A 16,256-nucleotide genomic window follows, 5' to 3' on the forward strand; every position below is an offset into this window, starting at 1 on the left:
CCTATTGCTCAACCATTTCTGGGGTGATCTTGATTTTTCCTGTCACGGCGCTGTTGATCAGGGTGGTTTTGTATTCTTTGAGTTTTTCGATTTGTTGCAGTTGGATCTCAATGGTCCTTTCAAATTTTAACGTTTCATTTCTGAGAAACCCAACTATCTTCTCTTGTTCAATTTTTGGTGGGCACGGCAATAAAAAATGTTTAAAAAACTCATTATTCAATATTGGTAAAGTCGTATAACTTGCCACACAAAGCATTACGCTTGAATACATACTAATCAGATAATGCATAAACTCTGCGTTTTCATGGCGAGAACTAAAGCCCGTTATTTGTTGGTTAAATGCTGAAGAACTCTTGAGGTAAGCAGTCTTACCACAAGTTGCACCTATACCAACAATTAAGACTGAATCACCTGGAAATATCTTTGCTTGCCCATGTTTAATTGCAAGTTCAGATATAGTCTTTTCTGACTTAACAAGATAGCCAGCATTTAAATCTTTCGGATTATACCAATCAACATTTCCATCGAAGTATTTTGGCTCAGAAGTTGCTGGGGTCGTACCAGTCTGAATGGAGTCAAAAATGAATTTCATTTTTTTCACTTCCCAATGCGCTGGAATCTTACCAATCCAATCCACACCGGAATCTTTCATTGGCACATTAGGATCAAGTCCTTGGGTTACCGCCTGTTGGATGATGATCTGCTTACGCTCTTTCAGCAGGCTAATTTGCTGCTCTTTGATCGCAATCGCATCATCGATTTGCGCGGTTTTCTTGCCGAGAAAATTTGCAATTAGGGACTGCTCTTCTTCAGAAGGCAGGACAAAAGGAATCACCTTCATCCTTGCTTTTGAAAGATCCCACTGGCCAATCCTTACACCATCTGATGCACTACCAAAAAACGATACGTATAACTTACTGCGTATAGCCCAATTGAAAAACTCAGGATTTATTGCCTTTGTAAAATCAAAAACAAAATACGCAGGACTTACAATTCCAGTGAACTCTGATACTCCGTAGGAACCCTGCCAAGCTTTCATTTTATTCATACCAAACTGACCTTTCTCAAGCTTTTTATAGCCGCTAAGATCGTCTGGTATAAAATTGTGATTTGACTCTTGATCATCCACGTCTCTCTCAATAACACCTCGTTCGCGTGTTATAGAAAGCAATGGCAATTCAGGGCAATTTTTGAGCGATACTGGGGATAGGCACGAGCCCAACTTAACCAAGTCCCAATGCTCTGGTATTTCGCCAATCCATTCATAACCAGAGTCACTATATTGATCATACTTTGGCGTTGAGGTGATGCTTTCCATTAGACTTCTCCCTGAATTTCCGCCACTTTCACGCCTAATATTTGTGCAATCAAACCCTCAGCCTTCTGCTCTAAATTGATAATATCAGTTGCTACTTCTTCAAGACTACGTAATGGCTTATGCAGATAGAAATACTTATTGAAGCTGATTTCATAACCAATTTTTACCGTATCTAAGTTTATCCATGCTTCATCAACATGAGGCTTCACTTCGTTTAGGAAGTACTGGTAAATGCTTTGCTGCTCTCCGTCTTTACGTAGGGGAACAGATTCTGTGTCTCGCAAGTCTGAGTTGGTCTCGTAAGTGATGTACTCGCCTTTTTTACCGCCTTCTGTGGTAGGAACGGGGTAATAACCAAAATCTGGCAAGTCAGCGACTTCACACTCATAGCGCTCCAGCAGGTCGTTTAATTTATCACCCGTTAATTTAACGATCTTTTTCACCACTTTCTTGGCGGTTTCGTCATACCAGCTCACCGCGTTCAGGATGGCATTTTTCTCAGGTGCTGAAAGCTTAATGGCATGAGTTTTTAGCGATTTATCAACTTGGGTTTTAAAGCTATTGAAGTCATCAAATTCAATGCTACCTATGTCAGCCATCAGCGTTTCTGCTGTTTCAAGCAATGCTTTTAGCGCCAGCCAGTGTTTCACATCAAGCAGTTTTGCCTTAGCCTTGGCATTGAGACTGATGTCGTTATCTTCACACCAAGAAAGAATGTCCTTCTCAATAGATTTTAAGAAGCTCTTTTTCTTTTCAGAACCCTCTTTGTTATTCTCTGGGGCAGTTTTTTCGTAAACGCGTTCGCCGTGCTCTGCGTACACGTACTCCATCACTTCACTAAGCTGCTTATCAAAACGCAGTGGGGCTATTGCGTCTTGAGTGAACTTGGCTCTTCGGCGGTCTGGGCGCTCGATAGTGACTTTGTAGTAGCCAAAGTCGTCATTACTAAACACCTTACTGGCGATACCAACAGGATCATTGTTTGCATCAAGTGCTCTTTCAACATCCTCACACGCGAGGTAAGTATCGGTAATTTCCGTGATGTGCTCAGGCGCAAATTCGCAGTTTTTGTTACCTAAGTTCTTACGCAACTTACGGTATAGCAAGCTGGCATCAATCAGTTGCACCTTGCCTTTGCGTGCTTCAGGTTTATGGTTGTTCAACACCCAAATGTAAGTGGTAATGCCGGTGTTATAGAACAGGTTATTAGGTAACTGAACGATGGCATCTAGCATGTCGTTTTCAATGATGAAGCGACGAATGTTACTTTCGCCACCGCCCGCATCACCGGTAAAGAGCGAGGAGCCGTTATGAACAGAGGCAATCCGGCTGCCTAATGGGCTTACGCTCGGATCTTTCATCTTGTTGACCATTTCCATTAAAAAGAGCAGCTGGCCATCACTTGAACGTGGCGTGGCATCCACCACTTCGAGATTTCCCCAATAGTCTTTCAGGCTAACCTTAAAACGTGGGTCAATTACGTCACTGCCGTCTTTAATGTGCTTCTGTTCAGACGCCCAACTCTTACCGTATGGCGGGTTAGACAACATAAAGTCAAAGCGTGAAGCCGCAAACTCGTCGGTAGACAAGGTTGAGCCTACTTTGATGTTCTCAGGGTTGTTGCCTTTGATCATCATGTCCGATTTACAAATCGCGTAGGTCTCGTCGTTGATCTCTTTGCCGTAAAGGTAAACATCTCGGCTGTCGTTTGGATATTTCTCTTCAATGAAGTTTTGAGATTCAGTCAACATACCACCGCTACCACACGCAGGGTCATACACTGTCATGGTAAGCGGTAACTGGTCTTTCACTGGGTCAAACACCAGGTGCGTCATCAATTCAATCACTTCACGTGGCGTAAAGTGTTCGCCTGCTTCTTCGTTGTTTTCTTCGTTGAACTTGCGGATCAACTCTTCAAACACGTAACCCATACCTAGGTTAGTAAGGGCTGGCATCTTGTTGCCATCCGGGTCTTCGACCGTTTCATGAGTTAAGTTTATGTAAGGGGAAACAAACTTTTCGACCACATCAAGAAGGACTTGCTTTGAGGCCATGTGACGAATTTGCGATTTGAGGTTAAAGCATTCAATGATTTCTTTAACGTTATCGCTAAAGCCAAGCAGGTACTCTTCAAAGTTGGCGAGTAGTATCTGTTGGTTATTAGTCGCGGTGTTGAACAGGGATTTCAGCGTCCATTTAGATGTATTGTAAAAGACATAGCCACTGGCCGCCTTCAATGGTTCATCATCAAGCTCTGTGGCTTGCATCTCTTCTTTTTGGAACTTTACCTCTTCAAGAACGGCTTCTTTGGTGGGTTCTAGTAACGTATCTAAACGTCGTAATACCACCATAGGTAAAATCACATCACGGTACTTACCGCGAACGTACACATCACGTAAGCAATCGTCGGCAATGTTCCAAATAAATGAGATGAGCTTGTTATGTACACTATGATCCATTTTCTTTTCCTGTTCAGTGTTGGTTGCACCCCATTAGGTTGCTGCAACGGCTTCACTATAAATTTAAAATTCTGTTCTTTATGTAACGCCTATATGGCCGCTACATCGTTCGATTAACTTGTTCTGCCAGGCGCTAGATTTAGGTTTGTGACACCATAAAGTGCCTGGCTGTTACGCAACCAAAGCTGATACTCAAAGCCCATTAACGAGTGTTCAGTGGAACAATCCACATGCCATTGGCGTAGCAAATACCCAGCGGTTGCTGCTCTAATCTCAACCTTTAGAACGCCACCAGTCATGCCATAATCCAGCTCAATCGCTTCGCTATGCTCTATGCGTGGGTGCGGCACCAACTCGAGCTCTACAAAGCGATTCCATTGCCGATCTTGGGTTTCGAGCTCCGTTTCAGACAACGTAGAGTCTTCAAGCACAACCGCTGCTTTAATGCGGGTCAATACAAAGTCACGGAACTCACCATGCTTGCGGTCAAAACCACGAACATGCCAACGCAGGCCATTATCCACCAGCGTATGCGGCACAATTTCACGCGTTGTTTCACCACTCGATAACGACACATAGGTGATACTCAAGGCTTTGCCTTTGTGAATGGCCTCGGTGACTTTCGCTACTATCGATAAACTCGGCTTGTTGAGATGATAAGGTGCTTCACAAGCAAGAGGTGGTTTTACCTTTCCAGTGAAGCCATCACCGTACCCTTGGCTAATGGTTGCCAGTGTTCTCACAACGTCATAGTCGAACAAGGACTCAAAAGCTTCACCACGCTTATGTAACTTGAGCTTTTGGTCATACTCAATGTTGCTTGGCGCAAGCTCACGGTACATTGTGAAGTCTTTCGTTGCCTGTGCAGCAGCTATGCTGAAGCGATCGACTAAATCCGCCCGTACCGCTTCGCCCTTAAATAATAAGGTGAAATCGATGTGGGCAATGCGATCCCTGGTTGCTTGTGGCAACTGCGCTATCTGCGAAAGCCTATCTGGCTTCGCCACTACTGTTTGTTTCAGACCATCATTTGTCATGTGTCTTGTTTATCCAATTCAACCAGTTTCTTAAAACTCTGTTTATCAAGTAATGACCGACATCGTGTAATCACATTGAATAGCGTCTCTCAACGCTACTCTTCATCCGCAATGAAAAATCAATCTCTACTGGTTGAAGCTGGACAGATGGACATAAAACACTGAATAGGCTTCAACCTAATTAATTTTATTAGGTATCATCCTATCACAAATTATTTTGTAGGGAAGACTAAGCGGCAACTTTTTGATCTTGATTGCAATTGCCGCTCAGGTATGGACGTGAAGGCCTTGTTTCGTGTCATTGCTGATAGCCGCTATCAATGCGCCACCCGAACCAGTGGCACCACGATGTTACCGCAATGAGATACCCCTTTATCCGACTCAGTAGACATCAGAACGCGTTGCTCACTTTCCCGAATGCGCCTGGCAACTTCTGCCTGGGCTGGTAGCAATGGCAGCATCCCTTCAGCAATCGCGTCCGGTGCAGACTCTTGGCCACAGGACATCAAGTGCTTCCATGGATCTTTAAGAAAGCGCTCGAACGTGATGCCAAATTCAATGATGCGGGCAGAGACGAAGATTTCGCCCCAGTATTCAATGTAGGTGTCTTGGTACATGGAAAGATTCCTCTTGTTGGTTATATACCCTGCCTACTTGCAGTCGCAGCGGTGTTACCTGCATTCGCTCACCCCAATCACATAGAAGATCTATGCTCATGGGGACTCGCTCACTTGCCGCCTAGCTGCAACACCAAGTAGTTTGGGTATAACGTAAGTTCACTTTCCATTTTCCAGAGGTTTTCAAATATGCAAGAGGCTATGACAAAGCTTTAAATCGATTGCGGGCATCTTTGTAGTCATAGTGGGCATGTTCTGAGCCACGATAATACAAACCATCCAGATACGTTTGCTCCAGTGGCAACTCGTCTTCGCTGATTTCGCGCCACCAATGTTTGTTGGCACCTTTAACACCGTCATGCCAACGGTAACCACGCTCTTTTAGATAGTCCTTTACATCAAACGGCGCACCAAACGCACGAACTAGCACAGTACGCCTGTCTGCTTCTGACAATAAGTTTGCAACGGTCTCGGGCAACAAATAGAACAACCAGGCCATCGCCAAACAATCGGTTGCAGCTCGGTGTCCTTCATAGAACCAACCTAAGCGAAGCAGCAGGTACTCAAGTTTTCGACTTTCAAAACCCAGCGCCTTCCAATCTATGCCACTGGCTGAACAGGCCCAAGATAGATGTCCTAATGCGGCAAACCGCTTTTCAAAGAAAGGACGATCAAACTGAGCATTGTGTGCGACCACCAGCGGATCATCGGATAACCAACTCGCTACAATTGCATCATCAATGCGCTGGCCTTGCACCATATCATCGGTGATACCGGTTAACTCGGTGATCAGCTCGGGGATTGGCTTGCCGGGATCTTCATACAGGCTGATCACATCAACAATCGACACAATCCGCATAGCTGATGGGCTGTAAAGCACCTTAACCATACCAAGCTCAATAATGGACTCGTCATCGGCAGACAGTCCAGTTGTCTCTGTATCGAGCAGCACCATTGGCTGTTCATCACCGACTATAGGTGAAAGTTCAAGTGGCCAGGACTGCGGCTCACGCGTTAATGGAATACGCTCCAGCAATCTAAAATCTTCTGGTCTTTCTGGGATATCCGCGAGGCGCTCTAGCGGAAATGGCGCTGGGGCTCTTGTCATTGATGGTTCCTCTTCAATTCTATTATTCGCTTTGGGTTATTTCACTGTGCCCTGTTCGTTTATAAACGCATTTGTACAAAATGCACCTTGGATACCTCAGCGTTTTTTTAATCTTTCTAATGGTTGAACCCATGTATGAAGGCTTTGACTAAGTCTATCAGAAAGCCTTAGCCAAACCGTTTAGGTAACCCTTACCGATACCCTTTACGTATGGCTTAGCCAACCCCTTTTCAAACGGTTGCAAAAGGCTTGAACTGAGTTCGACTGAGCATTTTAAAGATGCTCCTGACTTCGCCTTAAGCCAGTAAATTCAATACGAAGCGGAATTTTACTAACTGTTTTTAAACCCTTTGCAAAGGGTTCAACAAGCCTTGTCTGACGGTTACTTGACCCATGCGTTAACCAGTAGCAGTAACAGGATCAGTAACAGAAACAAGAGCAGTAGGCAGAAGCAGTATTGTCCAAGCCTTGCAGGCTTTGACGAGGGCGAGCGATCCCCCACATCTAGTTTTTCAACACAAAAAATAAATCACCGACAACACAGTGTCTTACTCGAACAACTACAGTTTTACCTACAATTTTACTTGTAGAAATCAGCATAGCATTAGATACTGTATAAACAAACAGTATCAATTGTGATTTTTCGAGGTTCTTCATGAGTGTCTCGCTGATAGGCCGTAGCGGCGCACTTGCCTTCATCAAAGCCAAGCGCCTTCGTATTCCATTGTTCATGGAACGTGTTTCTGCTGGTTTTCCCTCCCCAGCGCAAGATTATGTTGAGCAAACGCTCGACCTTAACGAGCTGTGCATCAAGCGACCGGCTGCAACGTTCTTTGTGCGTGTTGAAGGTGATTCAATGATTGATGCCGGGATTCACCCAGATGATATTTTGGTGGTTGATCGCTCTGTCCAAGCCGAACACGGTGACATTGTCATCGCGGGTATCCATGGTGAACTCACGGTAAAGGAGCTTCAACTAAGGCCGTGCGTCATGCTGATCCCAAGAAACCAGGCGCATGAGCCCATTCATGTTTCTGAAGGGACAGAGTTAGAGATATTTGGTGTGGTCACCAATGTGGTGCGAAACATGCGCCGCAAGTCGTGACTATCCCATGCCAGTATTTGCCTTGGTGGACTGCAACAACTTTTACGCCAGTTGTGAGAAGCTGTTTCGTCCTGATTTAAAAGATACGCCGGTTGTGGTGCTGTCCAATAACGACGGCTGCGTGGTTGCACGGTCACGTGAAACCAAGTCACTCGGTATTAAAATGGGTGTACCCGTCTTTCAAATCAAATCTGAAATTCAGCGCCATGGCATTTTGACATTCTCGTCCAATTACGCGTTGTACGCAGATTTAAGCAGTCGAGTGATGCGCACTTTGGAGGAGATGGCACCACGAGTAGAGGTCTACTCCATTGACGAAGCGTTTTTGGATTTAACCGGTATTGAGTCTGCCATATCCCTTGTCGAGTTCGGACAACAAGTGCGAGAGCGCATAGGCCACTGGATTGGGATCACCGTCTGTGTAGGCATTGCACCGACTAAAACACTCGCCAAGCTGGCTAACCATGCCGCAAAAAAATACCCTGCCACTCAGGGCGTTGTAGATCTAACCAATCCAGATCGGCAACGTCGATTGCTCGCATTAGTCCCGGTTGATGATGTTTGGGGCGTTGGTCGACGGCTTTCTAAGCGTTTAAATGCGTTGGGTATCACCACAGCCTTAGACCTAGCCAATGCCTCTCCTAGAGCCATCAGAGACCAGTTTTCGGTGGTTTTAGAAAGAACCGTCAGAGAGCTCAATGGTGAGTCGTGCATTGAACTTGAAGAGATCCCGCCAACTAAGAAGCAAATCGTCTGTAGCCGTTCATTTGGCGCAAAAGTAACGCAATTTGAATTGTTACGTGAAGCCGTATGTGAATACGCAACCCGCGCCACTGAGAAGCTTCGCAAAGAACAGCAGCAAGCCAAAGTGATGACCGTGTTTATACGTACCAGCCCCTTTAAGGACAACGAGCCGCAATACAGCAACTCCGCATCGGGCGAGTTGTTGATACCCAGTTGCGACACGCGGGATTTTATCGAGCTGGCCAGTCACTTACTCAAGCGGATATGGAAGGATGGTTTTCGTTATGCCAAAGCGGGTGTCATGCTGTCTGACTTTTACGATCCTGGCATGTTTCAACCAGGACTATTCGATGACGTATCGACCCGCTCTAATAGCCAGCAGTTAATGTCTGTATTGGACACCATTAACCAAAGCGGTGCCGGAAAGGTTTTCTTTGCTGGACAAGGTACGAAGAAAGATTGGTCGATGAAGCGAGAGCATTTGTCTCCCGCTTATACAACACGCTGGGACCAGTTACCGCGAGTGAAATAATGAAATAAAAGTAAATTAACCACACAGCTAGACATAGAAAGGAGCTTTACTAAAAGTTTATAGGCACAAAGAACAAAAAATGCTGTCACTGTCATAAAATCCAACACCATAGGCATCACCTCCACTAACGTTTTAACGACTTCAACTTTCAACCCGCATCGGTCCGTAGACTGGTATCCGTCCGTTATCGTAGGTATTTTCTATGTTGCTGTGGGCCGGGTAATGTCTAAGCTATCAGGATTTCCAACCCTCCGCAAGAATGCCGAAATATAACTCAATGTATAGAAATCGGACTCTAGTGTGTTTAGCTTAGACAAGTTATTGATTAGGTAGTTAACTCCGAATTCATCAAGCAAAAAATCCAGTGCAATTGTATTTACTTTGCCGCCCTTCCTATGAAGCACCCCGGATTTTCTTATACAAGAATTCTCTCTCAAAACATCAACAATACTCATTAAATCAGAAGGATACTGAGCACCATCAGGAAAACTGTTATATACCTTGCTGTTTTGAAACTGCTTACATGCATGAGTGTTAGTACTTAAAATATAACAATCAACAAATTCGACACCATGTAACTGCATACGCTCAAAGGAAGTTGAAATCAATATGCATCTTTCAAACTTAAGGCCGTCATGTGTACACTTTTTAAAATGAGTTCCCTGTAACAAACAGTTTTCAAATCTCACATTATTGAGATTGCAATATTTGAACTTTGCACCAACCAGAGATGTATTTTTGAAATGTGACCCGCTGAATACGGAGCTAAAACTCGAAGTTTTATTGAAGTTTTTGTTGTAAAATTTAGTGTGCTCTGCCTGCTTTTGCACATAACTATATCGATTATTTTTTTTGTTCCTTGCCATAACTCTTCCTGTTAAGCCTAAATTTTCAAACAACTATACAACAGGAGAACCTAGTCTCCTTGATTTTTAAGGAAATCATATACGCCATTTCTGTTTTTTTGCTGCTTTAGAAAATCAAATACGTCAATATGCATTGACTCTTCGACGAAGCATGTTGAGCTTATCAACCTGGCGTCGAACATCACTGAAGAATTCTTCTTTCTCCATGGCCAGCGCTAACTCCCATTCTTTGGCTAGACCTTGGCAGTCCAAAAATGAGTATCTCAGCTTTGTCTTTGAAATACGCAGTCCCTTACTAAAGACTACGCGCTTGCCTCGTTGACCGTGAAAACTGTTGATGTACCACTCAATGCCAAAGCCATACTTAAAGTCTCTGATACGGACACCAAGCAGCCCCCAGTCTTTAAAGGGCGCATTCTCTCGAACCTTGTAATGGGTAACCCAAAAGTCATCAACTTCAGCTCTTGCCAGCGCTTTTAGCCTGTCCGTTTCTTGCTGCAATAAATTTGATACTTCTGATTTCCATTGTTCATTGACGATTTCTACCAAACCAATTTCCCCATCCAATTAACCCCAAAAGCCAAAACCACTATCCGTTTGGCTTTTGGATCGAAACGCCAAACGTAAAACTGCCGTAACAATCACTGTTTGGCGTCTCGATATAAATCAACTCGCGCAATCCCATACCTGACAAGGGATACAGCCCGATTTCACTTAAAAACGCCTAAAAAGACGTATCGTCATGAAGATACAAACCGTTTGGCGAGTTCAGGCCAGAATGCAAACGACGTTTGGCGTCTCGATTTTTTTGGCTCTGTTATCCGCCGCCAAACAGAGCCTATTCTCATACTTTTGCGAAAATGCAATAGGCAGATAGATGAAAGGATTTGTCACCTTTCTGCCCACCGCCAGTGCACCGAATCCTGATAATGACATTTGAGTGAACCGCCAGAGCACTTGGAATTGCCCAAGCGTGAACAGCGCGGTTGATTGAAAACCGTTAGAGCACTTTGAGTGCACAGGAGATAAGTATGTTTGTACTAGGCGTAGATATCGGTTACTCGAACCTGAAGCTGGCAATTGGCCAATCAGGCAGTGAACCGAAAACCATTATTCTACCTGCTGGTGCCGGTCCTGCGGATCGTATGCCAGAGCGTATCGGTGGAGGCGATGATGACACTTGTTTGTATGTGTCTGTCGATAATGAGCGTTGGGCCGCTGGTGTGCCTGCTGGACGCCTTCAAGGCTGGGAACGAGAGCTCCACCCGGAATATCCGACCACAAAAACCTATAAGGCGCTTTTTCATGCTGCCTTGTTGATGGCTGAAACTGAGTCCATCGATTTGGTTGTCACTGGATTACCGGTTTCCCAGTTTCATGAACCGCAACGTAAATCTGACCTTGTGAAGCGTTTAAAAGGTGTCCATCAAGTGACGCCTAAGCGCAGCATCACCGTTCATGACGTCAAAGTGCTGCCGCAGCCTGCCGGTGCCTATATGGATCTGGTTCAAACAGGTGGTGATTTGGGCTTAATTGAAGAAGGTCGCGTCGTCGTCATAGATCCCGGCTTCTTTTCTGTTGACTGGGTTGCCCTTGAGGCTGGAGAAATTCGCTACAGCTCCTCAGGAACCAGTCTTCAGGCTATGTCCGTGCTACTGGAAACCATTGATAAGCTGATTTCGGAAGATCATGGTGCAAAAGTCGGAATGGATCGACTTGAAAAAACCATGAGAACCGGCGACTTGCAGGTGCTGCTATTTGGAGAAAAAGTCGATATTTCACCTTATCTGAATGCTGCCATGAAAAAGGTAGCGCCTGTTGCTCTTACAGCCATGCGCCAATCCATGCGTGACGAAAGCATCAATGCGGACTTGGTATTGATCGCCGGAGGTGGAGCCATGGCTTATAAGGAAGCGGCCAAGGAGATTTTTTCACGAAGCAAGATCATCGTGCCGGAACAGTCTGTTTTGGCGAACGTCCGAGGCTTCTGGTTTTATGGGGCCTGATTATGAGAGTTGTCGTCAACATTCCCCCAGGGAGCCACCCTGAACTGCTCAAAGAATTAGAAAAGACGCCGCCACGGGAACGCGCTGAGCGTCTGCGGATGCTGGCCACCTTTGGGTTAATTCACATGAGCCAACCCAATCTATCCACGACATCTGTACCGGTGGATGGTCTTGCACCAGATGGTGAAGTTACTTCTGAGAGTACAGCGCCAGAACCCAAAGCAGAATCACGTAAACAATCACTAAAATCAAAACTAGGGTTGGGCTTATAACATGGCGTTATCAGTTAGCTGGCTCGATGCCAGGTTAAATAAAGAAGCAAAAGAAACCGCAGTAAAAGCCGACCGAGATGGGCTAAGTGCTCGGGTATCGCCCAAGGGCAAAATTGTTTTTCAGTTTCGTTATCGTTTCGATGGCAAGCAACAGCGGGTAGACATAGGTACTTACCCACTTATGAAGCTTGCTGAAGCCAGGAATGAGCTGGATAGGTTAAGGGCAGTACTTGATCAAGGCCGAAACCCCAAGCTCTACCTACAGCAGGAACGGGCTAAGTATTCTGCTAATCAAAGCTTCGAATCGATTTTTCGAGACTGGATAGACTCTGCCGGTAAGCAAGGGCTAAAGGAGAAAACGTGGCACTATCAAAAACGCAGCAGTGAAATATATTTGCTGCCCCGACTTGGCAAGTACCCATTAACTGACATCAATGAATTATCCTTGCGTAACTGTCTTCGTGAGGTTTCGGAGTCGTCCCCTTCAAACACAGAACGCCTAGTTTCTGTGCTGCATAAGTTTTATGACTGGCTGATAGATGAACAGATTTTGGAAATTAACGCCGCCGCTGGGATCACTGCAAAAAAGGTCGGCGGTAAGAAAGGCAAACGAACTCGGGTGCTAAATGACAACGAGATCAGGATACTTTGGCGCTATTTGCATGAGTCAAAAATCACTGAGAAGAATCGCATCTACATAAAACTGCTTCTCTTATTGGGAGGGCGCAAGGGCGAACTCATTCAAGCTGAAAAGCATCACTTTGATTTGCAATCAGCAATGTGGACAGTGCCTATAGAGATCCGCAAACAAGGTGAGAAAATTGGAGCGCCAATCATGCGGCCATTGATTAGGCCTGCTATTGAGCTGATTGAACTGGCGATGCAGATGAGTAAATCAACTTACTTGTTTCCCGCTAACGGACAAGAAGAGCTTGCCACAAATGGCTTTGATACCACTATTCCTAACAATGTGAAAATCTGGGCTCGCAGGTCGCTTGGTATTGAGATGGAACACTGGTCTATGCATGATCTTCGCAGAACGATGCGAACGCGAATGTCAGCCATCACCACGCAAGAAGTTGCCGAGTTGATGATTGGCCACAGCAAAAAAGGGTTGGATGCTATCTACAACCAATATCAGTACCTGGATGAAATGCGTCATGCTTACGACGTTTGGTATCAACAGCTAGAGACCATCATCGAGCCGACAGGCTTTCCATTCAACTGGCGTTTCGGACAATAAAATAAAAGAAAGAGGCTCAGTCCTCTTTCTTCTCATACTCCTCCAAATCTTCAATGTGCCACAGCTTGTTTCGTGTATTTCGGTTGATACGAGGTTGCGGCAAGCTGCCATCTTTTATTCTTCGCCAGAGCGTCGTATAGCTAATGTGGTAACGAGCCATCACTTCGTAAGATGTTAGAAAAGGGGTTACCTGGTGCGCTACTGCTGTCATCTGCATTCTCCTGAAAATCAATGTAAAGCTATCATCGCCTGGTTCATCACTTGTTGATGGTCAGAAAGATGCATGATTTTTTCAGAAGATCAGCCCAGCATAAATGCCTGTATTTTTGACATCAAACACCGAGAACATCTTTCAACTTTGCTAGGGCTTGTGTATGTTTGTCATTCGGCATTTTTGCTAAATTGATTTGTTTCCATTTAATAGCAGGAAGCTCACTGACTCCATCTAAGCCTAGTAAAGACCAATCAGGCTCTCGATTTTTAAAGGATAGCAAAAAAGACTTTTCACTATCGGTCAGGCCTTGGTGAATGAGGTCTACTAGGCGCATCCTTACGGCTTCCAGCTCCACCAACGGAACATCCGTCTCGGCCATGTTGGTAAATTCACCTTCATAGGTGGCAGTAATATCCTTAAATTGCGGACTGAGTAACTCAGCCATTGGCCGATTATGGCTTGATAAATAAACGAGTAATGCTTTACGAATTTCATCCGTTAGGCCTTCATTCTCCAAAAGCCACTTCACATCAAATAAGTCTCTTGGATGCTGTCTATCTAATGCTGCACATATCTTTCCTGCATACAAATCAGCTAGATCAACAACAGGCATTTCAACATAGCCAAATTCGTCTTCTACAGCTGCGCATACTTCCATCAACTTTGGTTCATAAACAGTACCGCGCAATACAGGTGATAGCTCGACTTTGATCTGCACACTGTTGCGAGCAACGATCAACCTTAGAGCATCGCGTTTTGAGCGATAGGCTTCCGTTAGCTCGATGTCTTTAAATGCTATTTTTAAATCTGAGCTAATAGCATCAAGTGCATCGCAAATTTCCTGCAAGGCATCATCACGGCTCTTCATTGGCAGATACACCAAATCAATATCGACCGATAAACGAGGAAAGTCTCTGACAAATAAATTGATTGCTGTACCACCTTTGAGGGCAAAGCATTGCTGTTTGGCAACGAAAGGCAATACCTGTATCAAAAGCTGTACTTGTTTGTAATAAATACTATTTCTATCCATCGCTGAACTTATCCTTTACTTGCTAACGCCATATGCTGAGGTACGGTTATCAGATACTCTGTATCCAGCTTCCCACCTTTAGCAACAACACGCTTACCTGAACCTAAGTCGTAATTTTCTACATTTAACTTATCAAACCAAGGATAAGCTTGGCGTTTTGCAAACCAAAAGAATAAGCGTTTGACCTTTACGCTTTTACACACCTTTAAGAGCGCATCAAGCTTTCTTGGAGATAAGTTCACTAACCCCTGCATTAGCTCATCGGCATGTTCAAATGACACACTTTCAGGCAAATCCATCAACACTTCCAATATGGCTTTTTCCGGACATGAAAAATATATAGGTGGTAATTGCTCTCCCCATTCATGTTTTTTAACGAACGCTATATCTTGGGATAAACTATCAGGCCACAGTTTACTTGTACTATGTCCTTCGAACTTAATTGGCAATGACAGTCTCGCAAGCCAGGAAGGAAGCTTTTTCGTTGCATATAAATGAATATGAGGCGTACTTCCTAATGATAAATATTGCGACAAACCAGATATGGACAATGCTGACAATCCACCGACCACGATAGACGGAAGTTGTTCATCGACACTTTTTTCCATCATACGCTGCATTGAAGCTACTACGCCTTCCCAAGTGACTGCTCGGGAATACTGACTGTAAACACCTGTAGCTAGTAGCAACAACGTATCGGTTTTGACAGCATTATCTAACGCATGAGCACTCAAGCCTTGCTCTGCAAGCCACTTCTTTGTAGCTAACATGCCATAAGGTAAAAGAGTTTTAAGAGATTGCTTATATGACTCTTTCACCGTTTCACGTTGGGAATGACTAACCATTTCTAAACACCAAACCCTTCTTCAAGTTTATCTCTTTAGGATTTCGCGGCGTAAATCGCCGTAAAACCTAGTTTTAATAAACTAACACAACAAAGGGAAGTTTACCATTTTTTCTATTTACGGCGAAAAACGCCGTATAATTTCCATTTGTTAAACCAGCCTAGCTATTAACCCAAGCGATAAAATATCAAGCCCCATCCGCAGAGGTACTTATTGGCTCAAACCTATGAATAACATGGGCTACAAGGCGGTTTGTGTCATGAATTGCAAGCAACACGCCCTACGAGAAAAATTTGTACACACTGTTTGTACACTCGTAACGATGAGACATCAAAAACAACAATGATGACACCTATAAATTCAAAAACTTACAAACAAAAACTAGAGATGATCGCATTTATTCCGCTTTTGTAATGTCGAAACCAAAGTACCAAAAGCAAGAGGTACTTTCTTCATCAAACCCAGTAACCACAAGGCCTACAGCCAGATTTGTGTCATGGAATTTTCGCCAAAGGCCTCTAAAACGGAATTTGTACTCAAGTTTGTACACACTTTCCGAGGTTACGCTTGAACATCATTGAAAAGCAAAGAAACGAGAAAAAGACAAAAAGCCTTTAAATTCAGTACGTAGAGATGTGATTGTGGTGTGCAATGAAAGGTGATTTTAAGCGTTGAAAGGCTGGGCGGCATCAGGGTGAGAGATAATCGCGAAAGTCCTACGTTTGTTGACTTCGCTTAGAAAAATCGGGTCTGCCATTTGATCATTCTTTTCGTTTGAGCACGGATTCAGGGTACAAACAGCCACCTGCAAGGTGTTACTCGCACAAATCCGTTAGTTAATCGTGATTGGCGGGTAT

At 44.4% G+C, this 16,256-nt stretch carries 17 protein-coding genes; 6 read left to right on the plus strand and 11 right to left on the minus strand.

All coding sequences use genetic code 11. The features are described 5' to 3' along the window. Position 1 precedes the first annotated feature (1 nt). The 4 genes from P4S58_RS12165 to P4S58_RS12180 form a co-directional block, all read right to left on the minus strand. Positions 2–1,318 (minus strand): restriction endonuclease subunit S, encoded by a 1,317-nt coding sequence (locus P4S58_RS12165; protein ID WP_337164131.1) that lies wholly within the window; start codon positions 1,316–1,318, stop codon positions 2–4. Continuing rightward, complete coding sequence (locus P4S58_RS12170) at positions 1,318–3,777, minus strand: type I restriction-modification system subunit M (protein WP_337164133.1); 2,460 nt, start codon at positions 3,775–3,777, stop codon at positions 1,318–1,320. The genes P4S58_RS12165 and P4S58_RS12170 overlap by 1 nt, the downstream gene beginning before the upstream one ends. Before the next feature lie 113 nt (positions 3,778–3,890). Further along, the gene (locus tag P4S58_RS12175) at positions 3,891–4,814 is read right to left on the minus strand and encodes a WYL domain-containing protein (protein ID WP_337164134.1); all 924 of its coding nucleotides are present in this window, start codon (positions 4,812–4,814) and stop codon (positions 3,891–3,893) included. A 317-nt stretch (positions 4,815–5,131) separates the two neighbouring features. Next, positions 5,132–5,431, minus strand: coding sequence for a hypothetical protein (locus tag P4S58_RS12180; protein ID WP_337164136.1), 300 nt, complete (start codon positions 5,429–5,431; stop codon positions 5,132–5,134). Here P4S58_RS12180 and P4S58_RS12185 point away from each other — a divergent pair. Beyond that, a complete protein-coding gene (locus P4S58_RS12185) occupies positions 5,324–5,572 on the plus strand; it encodes a hypothetical protein (protein ID WP_337164584.1) in 249 nt (82 codons plus the stop codon). The genes P4S58_RS12180 and P4S58_RS12185 overlap by 108 nt on opposite strands. A gap of 58 nt (positions 5,573–5,630) precedes the next feature. Here the strand turns inward: P4S58_RS12185 and P4S58_RS12190 are convergent, their stop codons facing one another. Next, on the minus strand, positions 5,631–6,539 hold the full coding sequence (locus P4S58_RS12190) for a 3'-5' exonuclease (RefSeq protein WP_337164137.1): 909 nt from the start codon (positions 6,537–6,539) through the stop codon (positions 5,631–5,633). 655 nt (positions 6,540–7,194) lie between these two features. On the opposite strand from P4S58_RS12190, the gene umuD reads away from it, so the two are divergent. Both umuD and umuC read left to right on the plus strand, forming a co-directional pair. After that, on the plus strand, positions 7,195–7,644 hold the full coding sequence (umuD, locus tag P4S58_RS12195; RefSeq protein ID WP_337164139.1) for a translesion error-prone DNA polymerase V autoproteolytic subunit: 450 nt from the start codon (positions 7,195–7,197) through the stop codon (positions 7,642–7,644). After that, a complete protein-coding gene (gene umuC, locus P4S58_RS12200; RefSeq protein WP_443089012.1) occupies positions 7,613–8,920 on the plus strand; it encodes a translesion error-prone DNA polymerase V subunit UmuC in 1,308 nt (435 codons plus the stop codon). The genes umuD and umuC overlap by 32 nt, the downstream gene beginning before the upstream one ends. Before the next feature lie 200 nt (positions 8,921–9,120). Here umuC and P4S58_RS12205 read toward each other — a convergent pair whose 3' ends face one another. Further along, positions 9,121–9,786 (minus strand): pentapeptide repeat-containing protein, encoded by a 666-nt coding sequence (locus P4S58_RS12205; RefSeq protein ID WP_337164140.1) that lies wholly within the window; start codon positions 9,784–9,786, stop codon positions 9,121–9,123. Between the two features lie 123 nt (positions 9,787–9,909). Then, complete coding sequence (gene mobI / locus P4S58_RS12210; RefSeq protein WP_337164142.1) at positions 9,910–10,353, minus strand: conjugative transfer protein MobI(A/C); 444 nt, start codon at positions 10,351–10,353, stop codon at positions 9,910–9,912. 464 nt (positions 10,354–10,817) lie between these two features. On the opposite strand from mobI, the gene P4S58_RS12215 reads away from it, so the two are divergent. The 3 genes from P4S58_RS12215 (at position 10,818) to P4S58_RS12225 (ending at position 13,307) form a co-directional block, all read left to right on the plus strand. After that, on the plus strand, positions 10,818–11,792 hold the full coding sequence (locus tag P4S58_RS12215) for a ParM/StbA family protein (RefSeq protein WP_337164144.1): 975 nt from the start codon (positions 10,818–10,820) through the stop codon (positions 11,790–11,792). A gap of 125 nt (positions 11,793–11,917) precedes the next feature. Then, positions 11,918–12,064, plus strand: coding sequence for a hypothetical protein (locus tag P4S58_RS12220; protein WP_223420138.1), 147 nt, complete (start codon positions 11,918–11,920; stop codon positions 12,062–12,064). A 1-nt stretch (position 12,065) separates the two neighbouring features. Then, positions 12,066–13,307 carry a tyrosine-type recombinase/integrase gene (locus tag P4S58_RS12225; protein WP_337164146.1) on the plus strand — a complete coding sequence of 414 codons (1,242 nt, stop codon included), beginning with the start codon at positions 12,066–12,068 and terminating at the stop codon, positions 13,305–13,307. A gap of 16 nt (positions 13,308–13,323) precedes the next feature. On the opposite strand, the gene P4S58_RS12230 is transcribed toward P4S58_RS12225, so the two are convergent. The 4 genes from P4S58_RS12230 to P4S58_RS12245 form a co-directional block, all read right to left on the minus strand. Then, positions 13,324–13,518 carry a helix-turn-helix transcriptional regulator gene (locus tag P4S58_RS12230; RefSeq protein WP_000127614.1) on the minus strand — a complete coding sequence of 65 codons (195 nt, stop codon included), beginning with the start codon at positions 13,516–13,518 and terminating at the stop codon, positions 13,324–13,326. Between the two features lie 121 nt (positions 13,519–13,639). After that, on the minus strand, positions 13,640–14,554 hold the full coding sequence (locus P4S58_RS12235) for a nucleotidyl transferase AbiEii/AbiGii toxin family protein (RefSeq protein ID WP_337164148.1): 915 nt from the start codon (positions 14,552–14,554) through the stop codon (positions 13,640–13,642). 8 nt (positions 14,555–14,562) lie between these two features. Further along, positions 14,563–15,399, minus strand: coding sequence for a type IV toxin-antitoxin system AbiEi family antitoxin domain-containing protein (locus P4S58_RS12240; RefSeq protein ID WP_337164149.1), 837 nt, complete (start codon positions 15,397–15,399; stop codon positions 14,563–14,565). Positions 15,400–16,063: 664 nt separating this feature from the next. Then, complete coding sequence (locus P4S58_RS12245) at positions 16,064–16,156, minus strand: peptide chain release factor 3 (RefSeq protein ID WP_337164151.1); 93 nt, start codon at positions 16,154–16,156, stop codon at positions 16,064–16,066. Positions 16,157–16,256 lie beyond the last annotated feature (100 nt).

Origin of the sequence: Vibrio sp. Hal054, from assembly GCF_037162405.1 — a bacterium.
In the GTDB taxonomy this organism is placed as follows: Bacteria; Pseudomonadota; Gammaproteobacteria; order Enterobacterales; family Vibrionaceae; genus Vibrio; species Vibrio diazotrophicus.

Coding starts and splice junctions, on each gene's coding strand:
- P4S58_RS12165 (WP_337164131.1), bottom strand. CDS start 1,318: ATGGAAAGCATCACCTCAACGCCAAAGTATGATCAATATAGTGACTCT.
- P4S58_RS12170 (WP_337164133.1), bottom strand. CDS start 3,777: ATGGATCATAGTGTACATAACAAGCTCATCTCATTTATTTGGAACATT.
- P4S58_RS12175 (WP_337164134.1), bottom strand. CDS start 4,814: ATGACAAATGATGGTCTGAAACAAACAGTAGTGGCGAAGCCAGATAGG.
- P4S58_RS12180 (WP_337164136.1), bottom strand. CDS start 5,431: ATGTACCAAGACACCTACATTGAATACTGGGGCGAAATCTTCGTCTCT.
- P4S58_RS12190 (WP_337164137.1), bottom strand. CDS start 6,539: ATGACAAGAGCCCCAGCGCCATTTCCGCTAGAGCGCCTCGCGGATATC.
- umuD (WP_337164139.1), top strand. CDS start 7,195: ATGAGTGTCTCGCTGATAGGCCGTAGCGGCGCACTTGCCTTCATCAAA.
- umuC (WP_443089012.1), top strand. CDS start 7,613: ATGTGGTGCGAAACATGCGCCGCAAGTCGTGACTATCCCATGCCAGTA.
- P4S58_RS12205 (WP_337164140.1), bottom strand. CDS start 9,786: ATGGCAAGGAACAAAAAAAATAATCGATATAGTTATGTGCAAAAGCAG.
- P4S58_RS12215 (WP_337164144.1), top strand. CDS start 10,818: ATGTTTGTACTAGGCGTAGATATCGGTTACTCGAACCTGAAGCTGGCA.
- P4S58_RS12220 (WP_223420138.1), top strand. CDS start 11,918: ATGAGCCAACCCAATCTATCCACGACATCTGTACCGGTGGATGGTCTT.
- P4S58_RS12225 (WP_337164146.1), top strand. CDS start 12,066: ATGGCGTTATCAGTTAGCTGGCTCGATGCCAGGTTAAATAAAGAAGCA.
- P4S58_RS12230 (WP_000127614.1), bottom strand. CDS start 13,518: ATGACAGCAGTAGCGCACCAGGTAACCCCTTTTCTAACATCTTACGAA.
- P4S58_RS12235 (WP_337164148.1), bottom strand. CDS start 14,554: ATGGATAGAAATAGTATTTATTACAAACAAGTACAGCTTTTGATACAG.
- P4S58_RS12240 (WP_337164149.1), bottom strand. CDS start 15,399: ATGGTTAGTCATTCCCAACGTGAAACGGTGAAAGAGTCATATAAGCAA.
- P4S58_RS12245 (WP_337164151.1), bottom strand. CDS start 16,156: ATGGCAGACCCGATTTTTCTAAGCGAAGTCAACAAACGTAGGACTTTC.